The sequence below is a fragment of the Streptomyces cupreus genome, from assembly GCF_014257025.1.
In the GTDB taxonomy this organism is placed as follows: domain Bacteria; phylum Actinomycetota; class Actinomycetes; order Streptomycetales; family Streptomycetaceae; genus Streptomyces; species Streptomyces cupreus.
This window is the reverse complement of the sequence record NZ_JACMSF010000020.1, coordinates 110,711-132,632: the sequence shown is the minus strand read 5'-3', so window position 1 is coordinate 132,632 and position 21,922 is coordinate 110,711. Positions and strand designations below refer to the sequence as shown.

The window sequence follows — 21,922 nt, the reverse complement described above, 5'->3', positions numbered from 1 at the left end:
ATCCCAGGCCCCCACGCACCTTCAGCACCGGTCAGCCGCATCCCAGGCCCCCACGCACCCTCAGCACCGGTCACCCGCATCCCAGGCCCCCACCCACCCTCACCACCGCGTCACCCGCACCACATGGTCCCCCGACAGTTCCGCCGCCACAGTGATCAGGATCCCGTGCCGAGGATCCTTGAAGTCCTCCCCAGGCGCGAACGGCGCGTCCGACAGTTCCGCGTGGACGTTCGGGCTCCGCGTGCAGCCCCCGCTGTCCCGCGCGCTGTCGTACACCCGCACCGGGCCCTGGCCCGTGTCCACGTCCGCGTCGACCTGGTAGATCAGCACCCCCGGCCGGCACACCGACTCGTCGTTGCCCTCGCGGGTGCGGAGTTCGACGGCGTATCCCGTACGGCCGTCCAGCGGGATGAAGACGAGCTTCGGGCCGCCCGGGCGGGCCAGCGGGGTCAGCCGGTACTCCGTCGTTCCGGGCGCCGTCGCGCAGCTGATCTGTGCCGCGTCCAGCCAGCCCAGTTTCCACTTGTGCCAGCCGAGCAGGTCATTGTTGGCGCCCCAGTCCTCGCTCATGATGTCCCAGTGGCCGACCGCGCCCCCGCCCTCCTGGGTGTAGAGGTCGGGCAGGCCGAAGACATGGCCGTTCTCGTGGGGCAGGACGCGGTAGCCGGTGCGGTCGTAGGCGCCGGAGCCGTCGTCCTGGCGGGAGTAGACGAAGGAGGCGTTCGCGACGGGGACGCCGTCGGCGACCGGGGCCTCGGTGTTGCCGGCGAAGGTGACGGAGAGGACCGTGTCCAGGGCGGACGGGCCCGCGTTCGGCGTCACCAGGACGTTCAGGAAGTCGTAGCGGCGGAAGTCCACCTTCGGGTCGGCCGCGGCCACGATGTCCTGGACCAGGTCCCGGTAGCCGGGTTCGAAGGGGGCGCCGCGTTCGATGCCGTACTCCTCGAACGGCTTCGGCATGCGCAGCCAGCCGCGGATCGGGGTCTCGGCGCGGTAGTCGAGGCGGCCGTAGGAGCTGGTGCGGAACCAGTCCTGGGTCTGCGGGAAGAACTCGTGGAAGCGGTCCTGGGCGCGACCCTGGCCGCGGGCGTCGGAGAAGTCGACCATCAGGGTCAGGGCGCGCACCGTGCCGGTGGAGCGGGAGTAGCCGCCCGAGGTGGGGACGCCCTCCGACAACTGGACCGAGGGGTCGCCGGTGATCATGCAGGGGCCGAGCGCGGAGCCGCGGGCCGGCGCGACCGGGCCGGCCTTCGCCGTCGTGACGCCCGCCGAGAGGTGACCCGAGCCTGCCGAGGTGCTGACCGCGAGGGTCAGCGCGGTCACGGAGGCGAGGGCGGCTATGCGGCGGGGGCGTATCCGACGGCTGGACGGCTGCATGCAGGGGCCCTTCGTCGCGGCAGCCGCCGGTCCGGCTGCACCCTTGCGATCACCCTCGGTCGAGGGGAGCGCGGGCGCGCGCTGGATGAGCCCGAACGTGGCACTCCGAGGGCCTGTGACTCAGGTCACATGGAATCTCTTCGGAAGCGGGAAATAACCGGGGATCGTCTCCCCGTTTAGACCTCTGTCCGCGCGAAACGGGGAGAGCCTCCCCGGATCGCATCACAGCAGCATCGCAAGCCACGCAGCATCGCAAGCCACCGAGGAGGTACGCCGTGCAGACCGCGATCCCCGTGCAGCGCAAGGTGACTCGGCCGCGCGCCGACGCCCTGCGCAACCGGGAGCGGATCGTCACCGCCGCCCGGGAGATGTTCGTCGAGCACGGTCCGGACGTACCGCTCGACGAGATCGCCCGCCGGGCCGGCGTCGGCAATGCCACGGTGTACCGCAACTTCCCGGACCGCGAGGCGCTCGTCCGCGAGGTCGTCTGTTCCGTCATGGACCGTACGGCGGCCGCGGGCGAGACCGCGCTCGCCGAGAACGGCGACGCGTTCGCGGCCCTGGAGCGCTTTGTGCACACCGCCGCCGACGAGCGGATCAGCGCCCTGTGCCCGATGATCTCCAGCACCTTCGACCAGCATCACCCGGATCTGGAGGCCGCGAGCCGCCGGACCGAGCGGATCGTCGAGAAGGTCATGGAGCGCGCCAAGGCGGCCGGGCAACTCCGTACGGACGTCGGCGTCGGCGACCTGCTGGTCGCCGTGGCCCAGCTCAGCCGGCCCCCGGCCGGCACGGGCTGTCTGAGCGCCGACCGCTTCGTCCACCGCCACCTTCAGCTGTTCCTGGACGGACTGCGGGCCCCGGCCCACTCCGTTCTGCCGGGCGCGGCCGTGACCTTGGAGGACCTGCGCCGAGCCTGAGCCCTACGACGGTCTGATCCGACCGATTAGTCCAGCGCCCCAGGCCAGTCACTACTGGCACATCTGTCCACGTCTTTTCCGCGTCCTTTTCCACATTCTTTCCGTCACGAAGTCCCGAAGTGGGTACACCCATGTCTCAAGCGGCCGTAAAGGCTTCATCCGTCCCTGATTCCAACCGCTGGAAAGCGCTCGTCTTCATCGCGCTCGCCCAGCTGATGGTCGTCCTCGACGCCACCATCGTGAACATCGCGCTGCCCTCCGCCCAGCAGGACCTGGGCATATCCGACGGCAACCGGCAGTGGGTCGTCACGGCCTACGCCCTCGCCTTCGGTGGTCTGCTGCTCTTCGGCGGTCGTATCGCCGACCTGTGGGGCCGTAAGCGCGCCTTCGTCGTCGGTCTCGCCGGCTTCGCCGCGGCCTCCGCGCTCGGTGGCGCCGCCACCAACGAGGCCATGATGTTCGGCGCCCGCGCCCTCCAGGGTGTCTTCGGCGCCCTGCTCGCGCCCGCCGCGCTCTCCCTGCTCGCCGTGATGTTCACGGACGCCAAGGAGCGCGCCAAGGCATTCGGCATCTACGGCGCCATCGCCGGTGCCGGCGGTGCCGTCGGTCTGATCCTCGGCGGCTTCCTCACCGAGTACCTGGACTGGCGCTGGACGTTCTTCGTGAACATCCCCTTCGCCGTGATCGCCGCGGCCGGTGCCTGGTTCGTCATCCGTGAGCCCGAGGGCGGCCGCAACCGCAACCCGCTCGACATCCCCGGCGTCCTGCTGTCCACCCTGGGCCTGGTCGCGCTGGTCTACGGCTTCACCCGCGCCGAGTCCGACGGCTGGGGGGACGCGGTGACGGTGGGCATGTTCGTCGCCTCCGCCGTCCTGCTGCTCGCGTTCGTCGTCACCGAGGCCAAGGTCAAGGCCCCGCTGCTGCCGCTGCGCGTGGTCACCGACCGCAACCGCGGCGGGATCTACCTCTCGCTGGGCCTCGCCATCATCGGCATGTTCGGTCTGTTCCTGTTCCTGACCTACTACCTGCAGATCGTGCAGGGCTACTCGCCGGTCAAGACCGGCTTCGCCTTCCTGCCGATGATCGTGGGCATGATCGCGGGCTCGACCCAGATCGGCACCCGGCTGATGACCCGGGTCGCGCCGCGGCTGCTGATGGGCCCCGGCTTCCTGGTCGCCGCGGTCGGCATGCTGATGCTGACCCAGCTGGAGGTCGACTCCTCCTACGCCGCCCTGCTGCTGCCGGCGATGCTGCTGCTCGGCCTCGGCATGGGTACGGCGTTCATGCCGGCCATGTCCCTGGCCACCATGGGCGTCAAGCCGCAGGACTCCGGTGTCGCCTCCGCGATGGTCAACACCTCCCAGCAGGTGGGCGGTGCGATCGGTACGGCCCTGCTGAACACGATCGCCGCCTCGGCCACCACCACCTACATCGCCGATCACATCGGCGGTGCCGCCACCAGGTCCCAGCAGCAGCTGGTCCAGCTGGAGGGCATGGTCGAGGGCTACACCACCGCGATCTGGGCGGCCGTCGGCATCCTGGTCGCCGCCGCGCTGATCGCCTTCACCTTCGTCAACGCCGGCAAGCCGGGCAGCAGCCCGGTGGCCTCGTCCGAGGACGGCGCCGAGGAGGAGCTGGCGGTTCCGGTCGTCGCCCACTGACGACCCGGCCCACCTCTTCGGGACGGACCCGTACGTACGGGGAAGGGGACGCCCCGTACGTACGACCCAGGATCTGCCCTGGCCCTGCTTGAGTGAGCGGCTCAGCGGAGCCAGGGCAGATCCGCACCCGCTTCATCGGGCTCAAGGCCCTCGGCGACGATCCGCATGATCTCGCCGAGGGCCTTCTGCTGCTCCGGGGTCAGCCGGTCGAAGAGCGCGCCCCGTACGGCGGTCACATGGCCCGGCGCGGTCCGCTCGAGCACCGCCATCCCCTCGTCCGTCAGCACCGCGAACTGGCCGCGCTTGTCCGAGGGGCAGTCCTCGCGGCGCACCCAGCCGTTCTTCTCCAGACGCGCGATGGCGTGGGAGAGCCGGGAGCGGGTGATCTTCGCGTACATCGCCAGCTCGGTCATCCGCAGCCGCCGCCGGGGGGAGTCGGCGAGCTTGACGAGCAGTCCGTAGTAGATGTGCGGCATGCCCGCGTCGCGCTGGAGCTGGCGGTCCAGATGGTCCTCCAGCAGCGTGGTGGCCTGGAGGTAGGAGCGCCAGACGCGCTGCTCCTCCTCGGTGAGCCAGCGGGGCTCTTCAGCGGGTGCGGATGCCGTGTTCATGGCTCCACTGTACGAGGAGCATGCTTGAAAGTTGAAGCAAGCGCCGCTATGGTGGCGTAGAGGTTTAGAATTCAAGTAATGACTCGGAGCTCAGAGGGAGTCGCCGCCATGTCCGCCGCCACCCAGGAATGCATGCCCGCGCTCTATCTCAGCCACGGCGCCCCGCCCCTCGCGGACGACTCCGTCTGGCCCGCCGAGCTCGCGGCCTGGTCCGCGGACCTGCCCCGCCCGAAGGCGATCCTCATGGTCTCCGCCCACTGGGAGGAGGCCCCGCTCGCGCTCGGCGCGGTGGAGACCGTCCCCCTCGTCTACGACTTCTGGGGCTTCCCCGAGCACTACTACCAGGTGAAGTACGAGGCCCCCGGCGCCCCCGCGCTCGCCGAGTCCGTACGCAAGCTGCTGCGCGCCCCGGGCGTGCCCGTGCAGGACATCCCGGACCGGGGCCTCGACCACGGCGCGTACGTCCCGCTCGTCGAGATGTTCCCGGCCGCCGACATCCCCGTCCTGCAGATCTCGATGCCGACCCTCGACCCGGTCCGGCTCATGGAGATCGGCCGGAAGCTGGCGCCGCTGCGCGACGAGGGCGTGCTGATCGTCGGCTCCGGCTTCTTCACCCACAATCTCGCCGCGCTCCGGCAGGGCGGCATCCCCGCCTGGTCGGCGGAGTTCGATGACTGGGGCCGGCGCGCGCTGGAGAACCACGACTGGGACGCGCTGCTGGACTTCCTCGGGAAGTCCCCGGCCGGCCGGTACGCCCACCCGCGCACCGAGCACTTCGCCCCGCTGTTCGTGACCATGGGCGCGGCCGAGGCCGGGGGCGAGCTGGACGCGCAGAAGTCGGTGATCGACGGGTTCTGGATGGGGCTGGCGAAGCGCTCGGTGCAGTTCGGCTGAGCTTTCGGTTGAGCTACAGGGCTTTCTCGTACCAGGCGACGTCCCAGTAGCGACCGAACTTGCGGCCCACCTCGCGGTACGTGCCGACATGCTGGAAGCCGAAGCGCTCATGCAGCCGGGTGGAGGCCTCGTTCGGCTGGGCGATGCCCGCGTAGGCGCGATGCAGATCCTCGCCGGCCAGGGCCTCGAACAGGGCCTTGTAGAGCAGGGTGCCCACCCCTCGGCGGCCGGCGTCCGGGGCGAGGTAGACCGTGACCTCCACGGAGGTGGCGTACGCGGGCTTCGGCCGGTAAGAACTGGATGTGGCGTAGCCAAGAATCCGCTGTGAGTTGTCCTCGGGGTCCCTCTCCACGGCAACCATCAGGCGGTACGGCCCGTCTTCAGGGTGGGAGAGCAGCCAAGGGCGGCGCTCTTCCGGCGTGAAGACCACGGTGTCGAAGGTGATCGGCGTCTCACGTACGTAGTGGTTGTAGATGTCCGTGAGGGCTTCGAGGTCACCCTCGACTCCCGGTCTGACCTGCACCTCTGTATGTGCCGCCGACATCGCGCCTCCCTGTGTGGCCGGACAGGGTACTGCATGATCAGAAAAATAGAGGGACGGGTTGGGAATTCTGTCCTGATTCCAGTCGTTGTTTCCATCGGATGCAGGGCACCCGAGCAGAGTGCCGGGCAACCAAGGACTTGCCAGCCCACCATCGCAAGGGAGCACGCATGGCAACCCGTGCCGTCGCCCGTCGTCAGTCCGCCACCGGCGAGACGACCGATGCGGCAAGCAGTGTTCGCGCCCATGGCGGCGAGATCGCCGATCGCGACCTGGTCGGCATGTACCTCGACGAGATCGCGCGCACACCGCTGCTCGACGCCGCCAAGGAGGTCGAGCTGTCCCAGATCATCGAGGCGGGAGTGTTCGCGCGACAGGTCCTCGACGGATACGAGGAGTCCAAGGCGGACGCCTCCCGCGAGGAGCTTGAGGCGCTGGTCGCCGAGGGGGAGCGTGCCAAGGATGTCTTCATCCGCTCCAACCTCCGTCTGGTCGTCGCCGTCGCCCGCCGCTATCCGCGCAGCGGACTGCCGCTGCTGGACCTGATCCAGGAGGGCAACGCCGGCCTGGTGCGCGCGGTCGAGAAGTTCGACTACCGCAAGGGCTTCAAGTTCTCGACGTACGCCACCTGGTGGATCCGTCAGGCGATCACCCGCTCGATAGCCGACCAGTCCCGGACCATCCGGCTCCCCGTCCACCTGGTGGAGGAGCTCGGCCGGATCCGGCGCGTGCAGCGCGAGTTCAACCGTGAGCACGGCCGGGACCCGGAGCCCGCCGAGATCGCCGCCGAGCTCGGCTCGAACGCCGACCGGGTGATCGACGTCCTCGACTGGGCCCGCGACCCGGTCTCGCTGAACATGTCGGTGGACGACGAGGGCGAGACCCAGTTCGGCGACCTGCTGGAGGACACCTCGGCGGTCTCGCCCGAGCAGTCGGTGCTGACGCTGCTGCGCAGTGAGGAACTGGACGACCTGATCGGCCGCCTCGACCAGCGCACGGCCTCGATCATCAAGATGCGGTACGGCATCGAAGACGGCCGTGAGCGCACCCTGACCGAGGTCGGCAAGGAGCACGGTCTGACACGCGAGCGCATCCGGCAGATCGAGAAGCACGCTCTGCTGGAGCTGAAGAAGCTGGCCCGGGACACCGGGTTCGACCGCGCCGCCTGATCGGGAGCGCGAGTCCGGGGGCGTACTAGCGCCCCCGGCCGCGTACGCCGGGTGGCGAAAGACCGCGCAAACATGGCGATGTAACGCCGCTTCAACCCCCTGGACCCTGGGAACAACCTTTCAGGGTCCAGGAGTTCGGGCACCGCGATCCCCCCCCATCGCGGACCCTCCTGAACCAAGTCCCGTTGCCATCCCCCCCCCGGCGCCGGGACCTCCCAAGCCGGATCTCGGCGCCCTCCCCCCCCTGGGCGCCGGGGTCCGGCTCTTCTTTCGGGGGCGCTGTGTCACAAGGTCTTCGGAGCCGCTGTGCTCCTCGGACGCGGGTCAGGGCATGCTGAAGGGCGGGCCACCCCGTACCTGAACCCCGGGGTGGCCCGCCGGATGGCAGATTGTGTCACATGGGCATAGCCTGCCGAACGTGAGTAGCCCCACCCCAGCACCAAACTCCGCCGCACCGCTCTCCTTGACGGAACGGCGCAAGGCGGAGACCCGTATGCAGATAGCCCGTGCCGCGGCCGCCCTCTTCGTCAGACAGGGCCTGCGCGCCACCCGCGCCGAGGACATCGCCCAGGCCGCCGGGATCGCCCCGCGCACGTTCTACCGGTACTTCGCCACCAAGGAAGAGGCAGTCGCCCCCCTCTACGCGGCCGGGGCCGAGCGGTGGGTACAGGCGGTACGGCTGGCTCCCCCGGAACTGTCCGTCCCTGAGGCCCTGACGCACGCGGTGCGCCACACGCTGACCCCGGGAGCAGGGGTTTCGGCGTCCTCCTGGGAGTGGGTGCGCACGCTGATCCGTCTCGCCGGGGCCAGTCCCGCGCTGGGGAAGGTGTGGGCGGAGGTCTGTCATGCGTCCGAGCGGACGCTGGCGGAGGTGCTGGGGGAGCGGCTCGGTCCTGACGGGATGGACAACGTTGCCGGTCCTTCTTCCGAGCTGCGGTTCGCGGCGGCCGTGGCGGGCGCTGCCGTACGGGTCGCCGTGGAGTCCTGGGCGGCGGGGGAGGCGCGGCCGGAGAGTGCTGAGGGGCCGGCCGCTCTCGCTCAGCGGAATCTCGCCGTGATGCGGGACTTTCCCTGGGGGGAGGTGGCGGTGGGCGCGTGAGTCCTACGGGGAGGGGTGGGCCGTAGACGCTCCGTGAGCTCAGCCCCTCGACGCCGGGCTCAGCCCTTTGCCGCGCGGCTCAGTCGGCCGCCCAAGTCCCTTACGCAGCGGACCAGTTCCTCCGGCTCGTGCACGGTGAACTCGCAGTCGGCCATGGCCAGCCGTACTGCCATCCACTCCACGGCGTCGCCGGTCGTGGCGCGCAGGCGGCAGGTGCTGTCGTCGATCGGCTCGGGGGCGCCGAGCCACTTGGGGAGGCGGGCCGCGATGAAGTGGGCGGGGGCGGCGAAGGTGACCGAGAACTCGTAGGTCTGCTGGCGGCGGTACATGGACTGGCGCAGGTATTCGGCCGCGTTGCCCGTGGGCAGCTCGCGCGGGGTGAAGCGGGCGCCGGTCGCGAAGGGCTCGCTCACCCGGTCGACGCGGAAGGTCCGCCAGTCGTCGCGGTCGAGGTCGTAGGCGACGAGGTACCAGCGGCGGCCGGTGGAGACGAGACGGTAGGGCTCGGTGACCCGGCGGGATTCCGTGCCGTCGCCCGCCCGGTAGGCGAACCGCAGCCGTTCCCGGCCGGCCACCGTGGAGGCCATGACCGTGAGGGTCTCCGGTGCGATGCTCGCGCCGTCGCCGCTGGTCAGCGGGGTGGTCGCGGCCTGGAGGGTGGAGACGCGGTGGCGGAGCCGACCGGGCAGCACCTGCTCCAGCTTGGCGAGTGCGCGTACGGATGCCTCGTCGACGCCCTCCACCGCGTGCCCGGCGCCGGCGCGCAGTCCGACCGCGATGGCGACCGCCTCCTCGTCGTCGAGGACGAGCGGCGGCATCGCCTTGCCCGCGACGAGCCGGTAGCCGCCGTCGGCACCCTTGGTCGCCTGCACCGGATAGCCGAGCTCGCGCAGCCGGTCGATGTCCCGCCGCACGGTACGCCGCGACACCCCGAGCCGGTCGGCGAGCTCGCCGCCGGGCCATTCGCGGGGCGTCTGGAGGAGGGAGAGGAGCTGGAGGAGTCGGGCGGGGGTGTCCGTGGTCATGTGTCTGAGGATGCCGCAGAACTAGGACATGATCTGACCTACTCGGGCTCTAACTTCTTTCACATGACCCAAGAGACGACACCCGTCGGAGACAAGCGCCGCTGGTTCGCGCTGGCGATCGTGATGACCGCGGCGTTCATGGACCTCGTGGACGTCACCATCGTCAACATCGCGATCCCCTCGATCCAGCAGAACGCCGGCGCCACCGAGAGCCAGATCCAGTGGATAACGGCCGGTTATGCCCTCGCCTTCGCCGCCGGTCTGATCACCGGTGGCCGCCTCGGCGACATCCACGGCCGTAAGAGGCTGTTCCTCATCGGCATCGGCGGCTTCACGATCGCCTCCGCGCTGTGCGGCTTCGCCGCGAACCCGGAGATGCTGGTCGCCTCCCGCATCCTCCAGGGCGGCATGGCGGCGCTGATGGTGCCGCAGGTGCTGTCGATCGTGCACGCCACCTTCCCGGCGCACGAGCGCGGCAAGGTGTTCGGGCTGTTCGGCGCGGTCGTGGGGCTCGGCGCGGTCAGCGGTCCGCTGCTCGGCGCGCTGCTGACCGAGTGGAACCTGTTCGGCCTGGAGTGGCGCCCGATCTTCCTGATCAACCTCCCGGTCGGCATCGCGGGCCTGATCCTCGGCAGCCGCTACATCACCGAGTCCAAGGCGGCGAAGGCCCCCAAGCTCGACCTGGTCGGCGTGGCCCTGGTGACGCTCGGACTGCTGATGCTGCTCTACCCGCTGACCCGCGGCCGTGAGCTGGGCTGGCCGCTGTGGGGGTACCTGTCGATGGCCGGCGCGCTCGTCGTCCTCGCGGCGCTGGTGGCCTTCGAGAAGCGGAAGACGGTGCGGGACGGCTCCCCGCTGGTCGAGCTGTCCCTGTTCAAGGTGAAGAGCTTCGCCGCCGGTATCGCCGTACAGACCGTGTTCGGTGTCGGGCTCGGCATCTTCTTCCTGGTGTGGACGCTGTACATGCAGATGGGCCTGGGCTGGAGCCCGCTGAAGGCCGGGCTGACCGGGGTGCCGTTCTCGCTCGCGGTCTCCACGGCGGCGGGGCTGTCCGTGCAGAAGCTGGTGCCGCGCTTCGGGCGCAAGGTGCTTCAGTCGGGTGCGCTGGTGCTGGGTCTTGGCGTCCTGCTCTACATGTGGGAGTCCGAGCGTTACGGCCTGGGCATCGCGCCCTGGCAGATGGCGCTTCCGCTGGTCGTGATGGGCGTGGGCATGGGGCTGATCGTCGCTCCGCTGACGGACGCGATTCTCTCGGAGGTGCCGCGCGAGCATGCCGGTTCGGCGTCGGGGCTGATCAACACGGTGCAGCAGATGGGGAACGCGCTCGGGCTCGGGCTGGTGTCGGTGGTGTTCTTCGGGGTGCTGGACGACCGGCTGGGTGCCGGGACCGCTGTCGGGCCGGCCTTCGTGGACGCGTTCCAGCATGCGCTGGGCTGGGTGGCTGCGGTGATGGGCGTGATCTTCCTGCTGATGTTCGCGCTGCCGCGGCGGCCCGCGCAGCATGTGGAAGGGGCTTCCGAGCCCGAGCAGGTGGGTGACGCGGACGAGACGCGGGAGCCGGTGGCTGTCGCCTGAACCCGGCGGAACATCTGGAGCAAGGGCCCTGCGCTTTCAGGCGCGGGGCCCTTCCGCGTGCGTGGCCTGGGCGGACGTCCGTTCATGCAGGGCCATGTCTCCGGTGGTACGTCCGCTCATGCCCGGCCATGTCTCCGGTGGGACGTCCGCTCATGCCCGGGCCATGTCCGGGGTGGGACGTCCGTTCGTGCCCGAATCACGCCCGAACCTGTTTACTTTCCCGAAATCCCGGCGTAGCCTCCCAGCGAAACCACAAGTTCGGGCACTGGTCGGAGGCGAACGGACATGTACGCACCGGAGCGGCAGCAGGAGATCCTCCGGATCGCCCGTGACGGCGGCCGGGTCGACGTGCTGTCTCTGGCCGAGGAGTTCCAGGTGACGGCGGAGACGATCCGCCGGGACCTCAAAGCCCTGGACCGGGCCGGCCTGCTGCGCCGGGTGCACGGCGGCGCCATTCCGGTCGGCCGCCTCGACTTCGAGCCGGACCTCGCCGAACGCGAGTCCACGGCCGCCGACGAGAAGGACCGCATCGCGAAGGCCGCCCTCGCCGAACTGCCGACCGAGGGCACGATGATCCTGGACGCCGGTACGACGGTCGCGCGGGTCGCGGGCGCCATCCCGCTGGAGGCCTCGCTCACCGTCGTCACCCACAGCCTGCCGATCGCGGCCCGCCTCGCCGACCACCCCGGCATCCAGCTCCATCTCGTCGGGGGGCGCGTACGGCACCGTACGCGCGCCGCCGTGGACGCCTGGGCGCTGCGGGCGTACGGCGAGATCCGGGCCGATGTCCTCTTCGTGGCGGCCAACGGCTTCTCCGCCGACCATGGTCTGACCACCCCCGACCTCGCCGAGGCCGCGGTGAAGCGCGCGGCGGTGGCCGCGGCCCGCCGTGTGGTGCTGCTCGCCGACTCCTCCAAGCACGGCCAGGAGCACTTCGCCCGCTTCGGCGACCTGAGCGACGTGGACCTGCTGATCACCGACAGCGGGCTGAGCCCTGAAGACGCCGCCGCCATCGAGCGCGGCGGCACGGAAGTAGTGCGCGCATGATCCTCACCGTCACCCCCAATCCGTCCCTGGACCGCACCTACGAGGTTCCCTCGCTGGAGCGCGGCGAGGTCATACGCGCCACCGGCGAACGCATGGACCCGGGCGGCAAGGGCGTGAACGTCTCGCGCGCCGTCGCCGCCGCCGGACGGCGCACGGTGGCGGTGCTGCCCCTGGGTGGTGCGCCCGGCGCGCTCGTCGCCGATCTGCTCGACGCGCAGGGCATCGAGGTCACGGCGGTGCGGGTCGCCGGAGCCACCCGCTCGAACATCGCTCTCGCGGAGTCGGACGGGGTGCTCACGAAGATCAACGCTCCGGGCCCGGAGCTGACGGCCGCGGAGCAGGAGCTGCTGCTGGAGACGGTGCGGGAGCAGTCGCGGGACGCGGACTGGATCGCGTGCTGCGGGAGCCTGCCGCGAGGGCTCGCGCCGGCCTGGTACGCCGATGTCGTCGCGCGGGCGCACGCGGGAGGCGCGCGTATCGCCCTGGACACCTCGGGGCGTGCGCTGCTGGAGGCGTTGCGCGAGCGGCCCGATGTGGTGAAGCCGAACGCGGAGGAACTCGCGGAGGCCGTCGGTCGCCCCCTGTCCACGGTGGGCGACGCGGTGAAGGCGGCCGAGGAGTTGCGCGAGATGGGCGCGCGCGCCGTGCTCGCGAGCCTGGGCGCCGACGGTCAGTTGCTCGTGGACGAGGCGGGCGCCTGGTTCGGCAGCGCGCGCGTGGATGTCGTACGCAGCAATGTGGGCGCCGGCGACTCCTCGCTCGCCGGCTTCCTGATCGCGGGCGGCAGTGGTCCGGAGGCGCTCGCGTCCGCCGTGGCGCACGGCGCCGCCGCCGTACAGCTGCCCGGCAGCGTGATGCCGTCGCCGGGCGACCTGGACCCGTCGGCCGTCACGGTCACGGCCGAGGTGCCGGTGGACCGCGTACTGAAGGAGCCGGTGTCATGACGTACTTCGCTGTGCCGGTCGTATCGGCTGTGCCCATGGCACCGCCTCTGAAGTGGCGAGGCTCCCCGTTACTCGCTTCCGCCACCCCCTTCCCCCACCACACCCCCGTCCCCACCCCCGCCCACCCCACTCCCCGGGCGATACGCGTGCGAAGGAGCCCGCGATGAGCGACATGATCACCGCGGACCTGGTCGATCTCGACCTGTCCGCCGACACCAAGGAAGCGGCGGCCCGTGCCCTCGCCGAGCGCATGGTGGCCCTGGGCCGGGTGACCGACCTCGAAGGCTTCCTCGCCGACGTCGCCGCCCGCGAGGCGCAGATGCCGACCGGCCTCGACGGCGGCATCGGCATCCCGCACTGCCGCAGCGAGCACGTCACCGAGCCGACGCTCGCGTTCGGACGCAGCGCGGCCGGGATCGACTTCGGCGCGGCGGACGGTCCGGCAGACCTGATCTTCCTGATCGCGGCGCCCGCCGGAGCGGATGACGCCCACCTGACGATCCTGTCGTCGCTGGCGCGGCAGCTGATGAACTCCGAGTTCACGGACGCGCTGCGGGCGGCGGGCGACGCGGCTTCGGCTGCGGCGCTGATCCGCGGGGACGAGACTCCCGGCGCGGCCGAGGAGAACAGCGGTTCCGCAGACTCCGCTGCGGTGTCGGCGGCGGCCTCCGCCGACACCGCAGCGGGCAGCACCACCGAGGACACCCCGGACACCGCCCCGGACACCACCGAGAAGTCCCCGGAGACCCCCGGAGGGAACGCGCGCCCCTTCCGTATCGTCGCCGTCACCTCCTGCCCGACCGGCATCGCCCACACGTACATGGCGGCCGAGTCCCTGGAGAACGCCGGCCGTGACGCGGGCGTCGAGCTCGTCGTCGAGACGCAGGGCTCGGCCGGGTTCACCCGGCTCGACCCGGCGCTCATCGCGGCGGCGGACGGCGTGATCTTCGCGCACGACGTGCCCGTACGGGACAAGGACCGCTTCGCCGGCAAGCCGACGGTCGACGTCGGCGTGAAGGCGGGCATCAACCGCCCCGCCGAACTCATCACCGAGGTGCGCGAGAAGGCGGCGCGCGGGGAGGTGAGCGCGGGGGCGCCCGCTGGCGCGGGCACGCCGGTCGAGCGCGCCGGTGAGCCCGGCGAGGGCTACGGCACCAAGCTCCGCAAGTGGCTGATGACCGGCGTCAGCTACATGGTCCCGTTCGTCGCCGCGGGCGGTCTGCTGATCGCCCTCGGGTTCGCGATCGGCGGCTGGGAGATCAACAAGGCTCCCTCGGTGATGGAGCACTTCGACTGGACCCAGGTCGACAGCTGGGGCGCCCTGCTGTTCCAGATCGGCGCCGTGGCCTTCGGCTTCCTCGTCCCGGTCCTGGCCGGTTACATCGCCTACGGCATGGCGGACAGGCCAGGCCTGGTGCCCGGCTTCGTCGGCGGCGCGATCTCGCTCACCATCAACGCCGGCTTCCTCGGCGGCCTGGCGGCCGGTCTGATCGCCGGTGGCGTGGTGATGGCGATCCAGCGGGTGAAGATCCCGCCGGTGCTGCGCGGCATCATGCCGGTGGTGGTGATCCCGCTGATCTCCTCGGCGATCGTCGGCTTCCTGATGTTCGTCGTGATCGGCAAGCCCATCGCCGAGGCCCAGGAGGCCATGACGGACTGGCTCGACGGCCTCTCCGGCACCAACGCCATCCTGCTCGGCATCCTGCTCGGCCTGATGATGTGCTTCGACCTCGGCGGCCCGGTCAACAAGGTCGCGTACGCCTTCGCCACCGCCGGTATCGCCGTCGCCGACCCCAGCGACTCCGCGATGAAGGTCATGGCCGCCGTGATGGCCGCAGGCATGGTCCCGCCGCTGGCGATGGCCCTGGCCACCACGATCCGCGGCAAGCTCTTCACACAGACCGAGCGCGAGAACGGCAAGGCCGCCTGGGTCCTCGGCGCCTCCTTCATCTCCGAGGGCGCCATCCCGTTCGCGGCGGCCGACCCGCTGCGCGTCATCCCGGCCTCGATGGCGGGCGGCGCGGTCACCGGCGCGCTGTCGATGGCCTTCGACGCCACCCTGCGCGCCCCGCACGGCGGCATCTTCGTGGTCCCGCTGATCGGCAACCCGCTGCTGTTCCTGGTCGCCATCGCGGCGGGCGTCTGTGTCACCACCGCCCTGGTGGTCGTCCTGAAGGGCATGCGCAAGCCGGCCCTGGGCGCGGCGCCCACCGAGCCCGGCGCGGGCACGGCGGCCGCGAGCGCGGAGTCCAAGCAGCCGGTGGCGGCCTGAACGCGCCGAGTCGCCCCTATTAGGGAGCTGTGAGCTTTTCACGGCAACCTGCGAGATACGTCACGGTCCGGGACCAAAATCCCGGACCGTGGTGTGTACTGGGGCGCATGCCTGAGCATGTCTCGATCTACCAGCTGCTGGGCGTGGGCCTGCTCGCCCTGCTGACTGTCGCCTGGGTGATGGCCCTGGCCCGCGTCCTGCGCGCCACCCGCCCCGGCGCCGCCCCGTGGCCGGCCGACCCCGCCCTGTCCGCCCTCCCGCAGCAGCGGCAGACGGGCCCGCACCCGGAGTCGGTGGAGCTCACCCCGGCCGAACAGGATGCGTTCGCGGGCCTGGTGCGGCAGCTCAGCGACGGACGCTGAGCGGCACGCGCCGACGCACGCTACGACACCTGCGCCGCCCGGCGCTCCATCGCGTCCCGCGCCGCGTCCTCGCTGACGTACACCTCGCACATATGCCGTCCGTCCGGCGTCGCCGTGTGCTCGACCTCCCACAGGGAGATCTCGCTGCCGTCGCGCAGCAGGAAGGCGTGCTCGTAGAGCGAGAAGCACAACCCGACGCGCCCCGCGCGGCACGGTCGCCCGAAGGCCTGCGTGATCTGGTGCGCGAACGCCGTGGTCAGCAGCGCGGCGATCTCGGAGCCCGGCCGGTCGGCGTTCTCCGCACGGCGCAGGAGCCGGCGCGCGTGGTCGGCCGAGTCGTCCGGCACATACGCGTGGCGCGGCGCGTTCACCGGCGAGAGCTGCACCGTCACCGGCAGCTCGAAGTCCGGGGCCTCCGGCGGCAACGGCAGGCGCGCGGTCGCGGCGCGCAGGTCCTCCTCGTCGACGTACACCTCGTGCTGCGGCGCGTTGTCCCGCGCGGTGTTGTGGACGAGCTCCCACAGGGTGAGCGCCGAACCGTCGGCGAGCAGCCAGGCGTGCCGGTACGTCTCACGGTGCCGGCCCGCGCTGTGGTGAGCGGAGTGCAGTGAACTGTCGTGCGCCAGCGCGCGGTCGAGCCGCCGTATCACCTCGTCGGGCAGCTCGAAGGAGTTCAGGGCACGGCCGAGCAGTCGCGCGAGGTGCTCCTCCGGAGACTCCGGCGACTCGTGGGGTTCGTACGCTGCCGTCTCGTACGGAACGCTCAAGGCTTCTCCTGGCGTTGCTGCATGTCACCTTGTGGGTGCATACCGTAGCCCCTCGGTCGGACATCATGTCCGGGAACCGAGAAAACGTACGCACGTAAGACGCTCGGGCCGCGCGGTTGGTTCCCGCGCGGCCCTACGCACCGTCAGAAGGCCCTGCTCAGACGGTACTTCCCGCAGTCCACTCGCTCCACGGCATGTTCCATCCGTTGAGCCCGTTGTCCGGCGCCACCGACTTGTCGGGGGAGTTCTTCACGATCACCACGTCGCCGACGATCGAGTTGTCGTAGAACCACTTCGCCGTCGTGTCGCCCTGCGCGCCCCGCACGTCCTGCAGCCCCACGCAGCCGTGGCTGGTGCCCTGCTGCCCGAACGGCGGGTTGGCCTTGTTGTACCAGTAGTTGCCGTGGAGGAAGGTCCCCGAGGTCGTCAGCCGCATTGCGTGCGGCACGTCCGGGATGTCGTAGGCGTCGGCGAGATTGACCGTCTGGCTGTTCATCCGCGTCTGGACGAGCTTCTCGGAGATCACCATCTGCCCGTTGTACGTCGGGAACTGCGCGCTGCCCGCCGAGATCGGCACCGACTTGAGGGTCTTGCCGTCCCGCGTGACCGTCATGGTCTGCGTGTTGACATCCACCGTCGAGACCTGCGAACGCCCGATGGTGAAGGTCACGGTCTTCTTCTGCACCCCGTGGACGCCGTTCGCGCCCTCGACCCCGTCCAGGTCGATCTTCATCGTGACCTTGGAGCCGGCCTTCCAGTACTCCTCGGGCCGGAAGTCGAGCCGCTGCCCCCCGAACCAGTGGCCGACGACCTTCTGCCCGCTGCTCGATGTGACCGTGATGCCCGACTGCACGGCCTTCTTGTCGCTGATCACCTTGTCGAAGGTGAACGACACCGGCATCCCGACGCCCACCGTCGTGCCGTTGTCCGGCGTGTACGTCCCGATGAAGCTGTTCTCCGGCGTGACCGTGGTGAAGCTCGAACGGGCCGCGATGGTCTTCCCGTCCGCGTCCTTCGCCTTCGCCTTCGCCGATATCTCGTACTTGGTCCCGCGCTCCAGCTGCTCCTTCGGCTTCCAGCTCGAGCCGTTCGCCGATATCGCCCCCGGTACGGCCTGCCCCGTCCCCGCCACCGTCATCCTCACGTCGGTGAGCTCGCCGTCACTGACCTTCACACCGGTCGAGTTGATCGACGCGCCCGACGAGCCGTCCTTCGCCGAGATCACGATCTTCGCGGCGGACGTCCTGGCGGAGTCCCCGCCCTTGTCGTCGCCGTCCTTGGCGTTGGCGCTGCTGCTGCAGGCGGTGAGACCGAGGGCGCCGACCATCAGGACGGCACAGGTCCCCAGTGCGCGCCGCGCTGCTTTGTCCGGCGTTGTCACAGGCTGCTCCAAGTTCGCGTGATGTGCGTGGTCCGATCCGGTGCGTGCAGATAGAGGGAATCCGCGCGGGGGAGGGTTCCCTCCATTTCCGGTGAACGCCATCACGTGACAGAACCGGGACATTCGGGGGTGAAGTCGGGGCGCGTGCGGCGGGGGAGGCGGTGGCGGGTACGCAACCTGCCTGGCGTGTACGGCGCTTGGGGGCGCCGCCGAAGCCACCTCCGGTCAGGACCGCCCGCCACCCCCGTACAACTCCCCGTACGACGGCCACACCCCGCCCGGCCCGTCCACCGACTCCGCGGCGCGCACCGCGCGCACGATGGCGCGCGTCACCACATCCGCGCCCGCGGCGAGGATCTCGTTCAGTGCGAGCGGGCTCCCGGCGTCGAGCGAGCGAGCCCCCGTCGCCAGGGCGAACACCGTGTCGCCGTCGTGGAGCAGATGCACCGGCCGCACAGCGCGTGCGATGCCGTCGTGCGCCGTGCCCGCCAGTTTCTGCGCCTGCGCCTTGGAGAGGTCCGCGTCGGTGGCGACGACGGCGAGCGTCGTGTTCAGCGGGGGAGGCGCGCTCTTCGCCGAGGTCTCCGCGAGCCGCCGGAGCGCGGCTTCGTGCACCCGCGCCTCGGGATACTCCACCCGCCCCTGGAACAACTCCCCGTACAGCACACCGGTTTGCGGATCCATCGCGCCCCCCGCCGCGTTCGCCACCACCAGCGCGCCCACGGTGACCCCCGACCCGAGCACCACGCTCGCCGTCCCGACCCCGCCCTTCAGTATCCCGACCACCGCCCCCGCACCGGCGCCGACGCACCCTTCCCGCACCCGGGCGCCGGCCGCGCTCGCCGCGGCCTCCTCGACCGCCGCGCGCCCGGTCGCCGCGTCCGGCCGGGCCCGGAAGTCGCCGCCCCGCCCCAGGTCGAAGACGCACGCCGCGGGCACCACGGGCACCACGTGCGCCGGATCCGGCCCTACGCGCACCCCTCGCCCCCGCTCCTCCAGCCAGGCCATCACGCCGGACGCCGCGTCGAGCCCGTAGGCGCTGCCGCCGGTCAGGACGATCGCCTCGACCTTCTGCACCACGTTCCGTGGGTCGAGGGCGTCGGTCTCCTTGGTGCCGGGGCCGCCGCCCCGCACGTCGACCGCCGCGACGGCCCCGCCCTCCGGAGCGAGGACGACAGTGGTGCCGGTGAGCCAACCGTCGCCGATACGCGTCGCGTGTCCCACCCGCACACCGGCGACGTCCGTCAATGCGTCAACTGTCATGGAGCCAGTGTCGTCCAGCCCGGGGCCGCGCCAGGAGAGGTCAGCCGGTCGGCGTCGCCGTCGTGGCCGCCGTGGCTCTGCTCTCCCGCGCGGTCATTCGGGCCGTCAGCGTCGTGCCGGTCGCCACCGCCAGCGCCGCGACGATCCCAGCCGTGAGCACGGCCCAGTCACCGAAGAAGGTGCAGGCGATGACCAGCAGCGCTGTCGTCGGCAGCACCAGCTGCTGGGCTGTGCCCACCTTGAAGTGCCGTGAGTGCAGCGCCCAGACCGTGAGCAGATAGAGCGCGGTCGGCAGGGTCACCGCGGCCGACGCCGACAGCGTGGAGATGTGGGCCTTGCCGACGGCCTGCTCGACCGCCACCTCCAGACCGGCGCCGATCGCGGCCGCCGACGCGAAGATCACGTAGTGGCCGTAGCCCCACAGGAAGGACTGTCTTTTGGAGCGCAGATGGCCGTGGATCGGCACGACGAAGTAGATCCACCAGGCGGAGAAGATGATCAGGAGTCCGCCCGCGGCGATCGGCAGCAGTTCGCCGAGCGCCTCGTTCTCGTCGAGGGCGGTCTTCACGGCGACCGTGGCCGCGGCGATCGTCTCGCCGAGCACGATGATCGTGAACAGGCCGTAGCGCTCGGCGATGTGGCGCGGATGCCAGGACGTGGCGTGGTCCTTCTCGGCGTACGCCGGCACGCACATCTCCGCAATCGCCATCAGCAGGAACAGCCAGGGCCTGCCGCCCTCGGGCAGGATCAGCAGTCCCAGCCAGCCGATCTGGCAGACCAGCACGCCGGCGGCGTACCTCAGGGCTGTCGTTCTCTCCGGGCCCTGACTGCAGTGGGCCGCGCGCAGCCACTGGCTCGTCATCGCGAGCCGCATGATCAAGTAGCCCAGCCAGACGGCCAGGAAGTCGTGGTCGTCGAACGCCTTGGACACCCCGGCCGCGAGGACCAGCACGCCGGCGATCTGCACCAGGGTGACGACCCGGTAGAGGACGTCGTCGTTGTCGTAGGCGGAGGCGAACCAGGTGAAGTTCATCCAGGCCCACCAGATGGCGAAGAAGACCATCGCGTAGTTGAGGATGCCCTCGCCGGTGTGCGCCTCGGCCACGGAGTGCACCAGCGACACACCGGCCTGGGCGATGGCCACGACGAAGCACAGGTCGAAGAAGAGCTCCAGTGGCGTGGAGGCGCGGTGCGCCTCGCCGCGGCCCCGGGCCGTGAGCTTGCGCAAGGGGCGGTTGTTTCCGGGCGCGCCGGGCGTGGGCGAAGCGGGAGTCGAGCTGGACGTCATGAGTCCAAGCACAGCAGACAGGGCGCCGAATTTCTTGTGAACGGATTCACGAGTGCGCGGGGGTTCAAGGTCCCCCCGAAAAGGCCAGGCCAGACGCCTGCCCGCCGACGCGGCAGCTCGCGGACCGGGGGCCCCGCCAGGGCCGTACCCTTGAGGGATGGACACCGCCCCTGACCCCGAGCCGCGCGAGCCGAAGGCCGCGCTGATCTTCGACGACCCGCTGGACCAGCAGTCCTCGGACGACACGGACCACGGGTGGGGCGAGCGGCCGGGCGCCACCGGCGACAGCGCGGCCGACCTGAAGCGCTTCCTCGATGAGAAGCCGCCCCACCACCTCTGAGAGCCTGCGTCACCTCCCCGGCCGGGCGCCCGCCGCCTGGCACGCTCCCCCAGAGCGGGCACCCCCACCCCAGAGGGGGACCTCGGAACCCGGCGGACCACCCCCGGCAGGGCCCCTTCGAGCGTCGCTACGACTCGTTGTGCCCCGAGCCGCGCTGTGCGACCAGCGCGTCGCGGATCTCCTTCAGCACCTCCAGCTCGGTCACCTCGATGACCTCGTGGGTGCCCTCCTTCGCCTTGCGGCGGGCTTCCTGGCGCGCCAGGTACTTCGACATCGGCAGCACCATCAGGAAGTAGACCACCGCCGCGGTGATCACGAAGCTGAGCGTCGCTCCCAGGACCGAGCCCCACAGGATCATCACGCCGCTCGTGACCGTGCCGTCCGCGGCCTTCTCGCAGGGACCCTTCAGACACGAGCTGTAGCTGTCGAGGCTCTTGGTGCCGATCGCCCCGACGAGCGGGTTGATGACGCCTCTCACCACCGAGTTGACGATGTTGGTGAAGGCGGCGCCGATGACCACCGCTACGGCCAGATCGACGACGTTCCCGCGCATCAGGAAGGCCTTGAAGCCGTCCAGGACGCTGGGCTTCTTCTCGCTCACCTCGGGGACTCTCCTCGCGCGCGCAAGTTGTGGAACGGACCGCTCCGCAACCTACGTCAGGGCTGGGCCGTTCTGTCCAATCCGATCGCTTGATCGTGATACTTGACAGACAGTCACGCACCAGGCGGAAGACACGGCTCAGCACAGCGTCACCGCCAGTCGTGCCGTCGCACTCGCGCCCACGAGACGCGCGGCGGCGGAACGCGGCACCGTGAGCACGACCAGCGCGCCGCTGTCGTCCGCGTCGTCCAGGGCCTCGGGCACCTTCGTCACCCGCACCCCGCGCGCGACCACCCGCGCGTCCCCGCCCGCGGACGTCTCCTCCGCCGCGATGACGTCCACCCGGTCCCCGGGCCGCAGCAGCCGGACCGTCGCGCCGTCGGCGATCCGCACCGGGGCGGTCACCATCTGGACGGCGCGCCGATCGCGTACGGGCTCCGCCGCCGGATGCCCGCGCGCCCGGTCGGTGTCCCGCGGGCCCGCCGCCACCAACGCGGCGGCGGTGACAGCCAGACCCGCGGCCACGGCCCGCCGTCGATGCCGTACAAGACGGCGCAGTGGGAAGCGTCCGCCGCGCACCCGCACCGGTGCGAAGTGCGGCACCTCGCACGTCGGAGGAGCGTCCGTGCCGAGCGGGCGCGGAGGAAGGGGAGAGGCGGACGCGGGTGAGAAGGGAGAGGGAGTCGGAGACGGACCGAAGGACATGAGGAGCCACCACCTGCCACGAGAGAACGGCTTGCGACGACCACGATGAGGCTTCGCGCCGCCGCCCGCTGAGGCCGGTG

At 70.8% G+C, this 21,922-nt stretch carries 21 protein-coding genes; 11 read left to right on the top strand and 10 right to left on the bottom strand.

The genetic code is table 11. The annotated features are described in order from the left end of the window. Positions 1-99: 99 nt before the first annotated feature. Positions 100-1,377: a M6 family metalloprotease domain-containing protein gene (locus tag H4N64_RS20165; RefSeq protein WP_186283776.1), complete on the bottom strand. Its 1,278-nt coding sequence runs from the start codon at positions 1,375-1,377 to the stop codon at positions 100-102. A 275-nt stretch (positions 1,378-1,652) separates the two neighbouring features. Here H4N64_RS20165 and H4N64_RS20160 point away from each other — a divergent pair, with 275 nt between their 5' ends. Both H4N64_RS20160 and H4N64_RS20155 read left to right on the top strand, forming a co-directional pair. After that, positions 1,653-2,297 (top strand): TetR family transcriptional regulator, encoded by a 645-nt coding sequence (locus tag H4N64_RS20160; protein ID WP_186283775.1) that lies wholly within the window; start codon positions 1,653-1,655, stop codon positions 2,295-2,297. A gap of 131 nt (positions 2,298-2,428) precedes the next feature. Beyond that, positions 2,429-3,958: an MFS transporter gene (locus tag H4N64_RS20155; protein WP_186283774.1), complete on the top strand. Its 1,530-nt coding sequence runs from the start codon at positions 2,429-2,431 to the stop codon at positions 3,956-3,958. Positions 3,959-4,059: 101 nt separating this feature from the next. Here the strand turns inward: H4N64_RS20155 and H4N64_RS20150 are convergent, their stop codons facing one another. Beyond that, complete coding sequence (locus tag H4N64_RS20150) at positions 4,060-4,569, bottom strand: MarR family winged helix-turn-helix transcriptional regulator (protein WP_186283773.1); 510 nt, start codon at positions 4,567-4,569, stop codon at positions 4,060-4,062. Between the two features lie 108 nt (positions 4,570-4,677). Between H4N64_RS20150 and H4N64_RS20145 the strand changes: the two genes are divergently transcribed. Then, positions 4,678-5,463 (top strand): dioxygenase family protein, encoded by a 786-nt coding sequence (locus tag H4N64_RS20145; protein ID WP_186283772.1) that lies wholly within the window; start codon positions 4,678-4,680, stop codon positions 5,461-5,463. A 13-nt stretch (positions 5,464-5,476) separates the two neighbouring features. Here the strand turns inward: H4N64_RS20145 and H4N64_RS20140 are convergent, their stop codons facing one another. Further along, on the bottom strand, positions 5,477-6,007 hold the full coding sequence (locus tag H4N64_RS20140; RefSeq protein ID WP_186283771.1) for a GNAT family N-acetyltransferase: 531 nt from the start codon (positions 6,005-6,007) through the stop codon (positions 5,477-5,479). 167 nt (positions 6,008-6,174) lie between these two features. Here H4N64_RS20140 and H4N64_RS20135 point away from each other — a divergent pair, with 167 nt between their 5' ends. Both H4N64_RS20135 and H4N64_RS20130 read left to right on the top strand, forming a co-directional pair. Then, positions 6,175-7,173: a sigma-70 family RNA polymerase sigma factor gene (locus H4N64_RS20135; RefSeq protein ID WP_186283770.1), complete on the top strand. Its 999-nt coding sequence runs from the start codon at positions 6,175-6,177 to the stop codon at positions 7,171-7,173. A 418-nt stretch (positions 7,174-7,591) separates the two neighbouring features. Then, a complete protein-coding gene (locus H4N64_RS20130; protein ID WP_336246739.1) occupies positions 7,592-8,272 on the top strand; it encodes a TetR/AcrR family transcriptional regulator in 681 nt (226 codons plus the stop codon). Positions 8,273-8,331: 59 nt separating this feature from the next. Here the strand turns inward: H4N64_RS20130 and H4N64_RS20125 are convergent, their stop codons facing one another. Continuing rightward, positions 8,332-9,297 carry a helix-turn-helix transcriptional regulator gene (locus H4N64_RS20125; RefSeq protein ID WP_186283769.1) on the bottom strand — a complete coding sequence of 322 codons (966 nt, stop codon included), beginning with the start codon at positions 9,295-9,297 and terminating at the stop codon, positions 8,332-8,334. A gap of 63 nt (positions 9,298-9,360) precedes the next feature. Here H4N64_RS20125 and H4N64_RS20120 point away from each other — a divergent pair, with 63 nt between their 5' ends. The 5 genes from H4N64_RS20120 (at position 9,361) to H4N64_RS20100 (ending at position 15,497) form a co-directional block, all read left to right on the top strand. Further along, positions 9,361-10,872 (top strand): MFS transporter, encoded by a 1,512-nt coding sequence (locus H4N64_RS20120; protein ID WP_186283768.1) that lies wholly within the window; start codon positions 9,361-9,363, stop codon positions 10,870-10,872. A gap of 285 nt (positions 10,873-11,157) precedes the next feature. Continuing rightward, entirely contained in the window at positions 11,158-11,919 is a 762-nt protein-coding gene (locus H4N64_RS20115) for a DeoR/GlpR family DNA-binding transcription regulator (protein ID WP_186283767.1), read from the top strand. Next, positions 11,916-12,863, top strand: a complete 948-nt coding sequence (gene pfkB, locus H4N64_RS20110; protein WP_186283766.1) for a 1-phosphofructokinase — start codon at positions 11,916-11,918, stop codon at positions 12,861-12,863. The genes H4N64_RS20115 and pfkB overlap by 4 nt, the downstream gene beginning before the upstream one ends. 163 nt (positions 12,864-13,026) lie before the next feature. Further along, positions 13,027-15,135 carry a PTS fructose transporter subunit IIABC gene (locus H4N64_RS20105; RefSeq protein ID WP_186283765.1) on the top strand — a complete coding sequence of 703 codons (2,109 nt, stop codon included), beginning with the start codon at positions 13,027-13,029 and terminating at the stop codon, positions 15,133-15,135. 107 nt (positions 15,136-15,242) lie between these two features. After that, positions 15,243-15,497 (top strand): hypothetical protein, encoded by a 255-nt coding sequence (locus tag H4N64_RS20100; protein ID WP_186283764.1) that lies wholly within the window; start codon positions 15,243-15,245, stop codon positions 15,495-15,497. Positions 15,498-15,517: 20 nt separating this feature from the next. On the opposite strand, the gene H4N64_RS20095 is transcribed toward H4N64_RS20100, so the two are convergent. From H4N64_RS20095 to H4N64_RS20080, 4 genes are all read right to left on the bottom strand, one after another. Then, on the bottom strand, positions 15,518-16,264 hold the full coding sequence (locus H4N64_RS20095) for a DUF6227 family protein (RefSeq protein ID WP_186283763.1): 747 nt from the start codon (positions 16,262-16,264) through the stop codon (positions 15,518-15,520). A 157-nt stretch (positions 16,265-16,421) separates the two neighbouring features. Further along, positions 16,422-17,645 (bottom strand): Ig-like domain-containing protein, encoded by a 1,224-nt coding sequence (locus tag H4N64_RS20090; RefSeq protein ID WP_186283762.1) that lies wholly within the window; start codon positions 17,643-17,645, stop codon positions 16,422-16,424. A gap of 225 nt (positions 17,646-17,870) precedes the next feature. Then, positions 17,871-18,908, bottom strand: coding sequence for a P1 family peptidase (locus tag H4N64_RS20085; protein WP_186283761.1), 1,038 nt, complete (start codon positions 18,906-18,908; stop codon positions 17,871-17,873). A 40-nt stretch (positions 18,909-18,948) separates the two neighbouring features. Then, positions 18,949-20,196: a low temperature requirement protein A gene (locus H4N64_RS20080; protein WP_186283760.1), complete on the bottom strand. Its 1,248-nt coding sequence runs from the start codon at positions 20,194-20,196 to the stop codon at positions 18,949-18,951. A gap of 157 nt (positions 20,197-20,353) precedes the next feature. Between H4N64_RS20080 and H4N64_RS20075 the strand changes: the two genes are divergently transcribed. Further along, entirely contained in the window at positions 20,354-20,536 is a 183-nt protein-coding gene (locus H4N64_RS20075) for a hypothetical protein (protein ID WP_186283759.1), read from the top strand. A gap of 127 nt (positions 20,537-20,663) precedes the next feature. Here the strand turns inward: H4N64_RS20075 and mscL are convergent, their stop codons facing one another. Together mscL and H4N64_RS20065 are read right to left on the bottom strand one after the other, a co-directional pair. Then, entirely contained in the window at positions 20,664-21,137 is a 474-nt protein-coding gene (gene mscL, locus H4N64_RS20070; protein WP_186283758.1) for a large conductance mechanosensitive channel protein MscL, read from the bottom strand. 138 nt (positions 21,138-21,275) lie between these two features. Continuing rightward, positions 21,276-21,842, bottom strand: coding sequence for a hypothetical protein (locus H4N64_RS20065; RefSeq protein WP_186283757.1), 567 nt, complete (start codon positions 21,840-21,842; stop codon positions 21,276-21,278). Positions 21,843-21,922: the final 80 nt, after the last annotated feature.